Genomic DNA, 794 nt, shown 5'->3' with positions numbered 1-794 from the left:
GAGTAATCGTTGGTTTTGTAGCGCACCAGGGATTGTGAGTTCACCTGGCCGGTGGCCTGATCGCAGGCGTCAAACGGGCACGCGGGCAGATCCATCATGGCATCAAGATCGCGGGCCAGTCGTTGCCCGATGCTGTCGCTATGCCCGCGCAAGACATCCGCCTGACGCTTGCGGCATTGCTCTTTTAGCCAGATATTGAACGCCTCCCATGTCGCAAAATGAGGGATGGGCACCATGAAGTTGCGCCGTGCATATCCGACCAGACCCTCGACAGCGCCTTTGTCGTTGCCCTTGCCCGGTCGGCCATAACGATCATGGATGAAGTAATGCGACAGGAACCCACTGAACAGCTTGGTCCGCTTGCGTGACCCGTCCGGCAGGATCTTCGCGACCAGACACCGGTCGTTGTCATAAAGAACCGACTGCGGAACCCGGCCGAAGAATGCAAAAGCATGAACATGGCCATCAACCCAGGCCTCGGAGACCGCCGCAGGATAAGCCCGAACAAAGCAGGCATCGCTGTAGGGCAGATCCAGCGCGAAGAAATGCGCCTTCTGCTCAACCCCGCCGATCACAACCATGGCTTCGCCGAAATCCGCTTGAGCATGGCCGGGGGCATGGGCCAGCGGGACAAACATCTCTCGGCTGCGCCGCCCTTGTTCCCGGACGTAATTCTTGACCGTCGTATAACCGCCTTGAAACTGGTGCTCGTCGCACAGCCGTTCAAAAATGCGCTTGGCGGTGTGGCGCTGTTTACGGGGACGGTTCAGATCGTCTTGCATCCATTGGTCGAT

1 protein-coding gene is annotated in these 794 nt (G+C 58.6%); it reads right to left on the bottom strand.

What is annotated here, in order from left to right:
• Positions 1-794: IS21 family transposase (istA, locus tag GZH79_RS17645; RefSeq protein WP_211645091.1), on the bottom strand; the 794-nt coding region annotated here is incomplete at both ends.

Source organism: Loktanella sp. SALINAS62 (genome assembly GCF_018263905.1).
Classification (GTDB): Bacteria; Pseudomonadota; Alphaproteobacteria; order Rhodobacterales; family Rhodobacteraceae; genus Loktanella.
The sequence above is the reverse complement of the archived record's forward strand: the minus strand, read 5'-3'. Positions and strand labels throughout refer to the sequence as shown.